Origin of the sequence: Campylobacter sp. US42a (assembly GCF_004379055.1) — a bacterium.
Taxonomy (GTDB): Bacteria; Campylobacterota; Campylobacteria; order Campylobacterales; family Campylobacteraceae; genus Campylobacter_D; species Campylobacter_D jejuni.
In genome coordinates this window covers 1-2,448 of sequence record NZ_RYYK01000016.1, presented here as the reverse complement: position 1 = coordinate 2,448, position 2,448 = coordinate 1, and the positions used below count along the sequence as shown (strand labels likewise).

The 2,448-nt window shown below is 29.0% G+C and carries 1 protein-coding gene; it reads left to right on the top strand.

Annotated elements, in window-relative coordinates; translation table 11 throughout:
• Positions 1-2,448, top strand: a 2,448-nt coding sequence (locus ELQ10_RS08475; RefSeq protein ID WP_243833042.1) for a hypothetical protein, incomplete at both ends; no start/stop codon positions are given.

Here is a 2,448-nt window from a genome sequence, read left to right as displayed (position 1 = left end):
CAGAGCATTATTTTAATGATAATGAACTTTATGATAAAAGCAATTCTACTTATAAAAAACTCCAAGGTATAAATTATTATGCTAAGAGTTCTAAACAAGATATTAACAATATTACTTTAATATATAACAATCCTAAACCAAATATTACAAATATAAACGATTTAAATTTTAAACATTATTTACTTACTCCTGATATGAGAGAAGATGAAGTTCTTTCTTTTAAAGCAAGGCATGGTGTTAATACAGCCGATCATAGTATAAAAACAGTTAGAGTGCTTCCTTTTTTAATCACAGCAAAAACCGATCATGCTGATGCAAGTTATAATAAACTTATATTAGAACAAGGAGAACTTAGTTCGGTTTTTTATCTTAAACCTAAAGATACTCATATAAAAAACCCTAGTAATTCTAAAAGCAATCAACGCATGAATTTCTTAATGAGTTCTACCTTTACTCATTATGGTAATGCAAGCTATAACCAAACCATACTTCAAAAAGATGCTCATATTAGTATGGGAGTTGAGAACACTTATGATTTAGCCTTAAATGGTGCTCCTTATTTAATCGGAGCTATAGCCACTTATGGAGATTCTACAAATAATAGTTTAAATATAGAAGCAGGTAGCAGTGTAGAGTTTTTTACTTCCTTACCTAAAAAAGATAAAAATGGTAATAATACCTTTGATGAAAGAATCACTCACCTTGTAGGTGGTTTAGCTTATCAAGGTAATGTAAAAAACAATAAAATCTTTATCAAAGATGCTAATATGATTATCCATGGTCCAAGCAAAGCTTATGCTAGTTTAGCTGCTGCTCATATTAGCGCAGGTTATATAGATAGCGGAACGGATAAAAACTTTCAAGCCAGTAAAAACCTTTTAGACATAGATGGTTTTAATCTTGATATGTATATGAACCATGATAAACAACCCCTAGCTTATAATTCTGTTTTATTTGCTGATTTTTGGGGTGGAAAAACCGAACAAGGACAAGCCTTAGATAATACTATCAATTTAAAAGATATTAAAAACCTAAAAAAAGATAAAAACAATGAGAACATTTTTGCTCAAGCTTTGTTTAACTTCTATGCAGGAGCTTCTAATAATGGAGAAGCAAATTATAATACCTTAAACATAGAATTAAAACATCCTTTAGAAATCGCTAATAACTTCTTAGGTTATAACCAACATTCTTTTTATGGTGGCTTTGCAACTAAAGGAGCTAATCATAATACCATTAACATTAAAAACGATCTTACCACAACCGATCTTTCTCAAAGCTATAAAGATGCTTTAAATATTGTAGCTGCTAGAACCTTAGAAGGCAGTGCAGATTATAATAAAGTTTATATCAATAATTCTATGTCAACCTTACCTGTATACATTTATACAGCTAAGAAAAACCTTCTTAATAACCAAGACTTTTATCCTAGTAGTGCTAATAACAATGAAGTAGTGATTAAAGACTTTGCTTCTTTTAGAAATTTAACTGTATTAACAGAAGCTAAAGAAGCCTCTTATAATACTATAAATTATAACAATGTTCAAAGCATTACCGATGCAAGTAATATAGATAAAGGTTCTAAAATCATCATAAGAGCTTTAGATAAAGCCAATCATAATACCATAGATATAAAAAACTATTCTTCTAATGCAGCTGATAATGCTTATTTGATTATGGCTTATAATGAAGCAGCTTATAATAAAATCATTATCAATGATACTTTATTTGGTGTAGCTTCAGATAAAAGAGAAGGAATTTTAAGTATTATAGCTGGACTTTCAAACAATGCCCATGATAATACCTTAATCATAAACAATCTCAATCTTGATGAGTATAAAAATAACAATTCTATTTTTATAGCTCCTTCAGCCATTACAGGTTTAAGTGAAGCTAAATCTTATAATAATACCTTATATATAGGTGGGAATTTAAATGTATTTAAAAACACTTTCATAGATATATTAGCAGGAGCGTTGGTGCATTATGAAGATAATTATAGTGCTTCTAATGCTGTAGCTCCTTCAGATATCAGTTTAAGTAAAAACAATAGACTGATTTTAAATACTAAAGTTGAAGCTAGAATTATTAATAACTTTGAGCATTATTATCTTATTGTATCCAATAAAATCAACACAACTCCCCTTTTGAAGTCATACGATGCTCCTATTAATATTTCTAGCGAGGGAGTATTGGCTCTTTATACCCTCAAAGAGCAATACCCCTACCTTAAAAATAAAGAAATCTTAATCTTACAAAGTGAGCAAGGTTTTATAGATGAAAACTCTAATACTTTAAATCAAGAAGAACTTCAAAGCTTTATTGAAAAAATGCAAAACAATAAAGACTCTTATCAATTAAGCTCTATAGATAGATTAAAAAAGATGAATTTACAAAAGCTTTCTTATGAAGTAAGAATATCTCAAGATGGTAAAAGCATTTACGCAA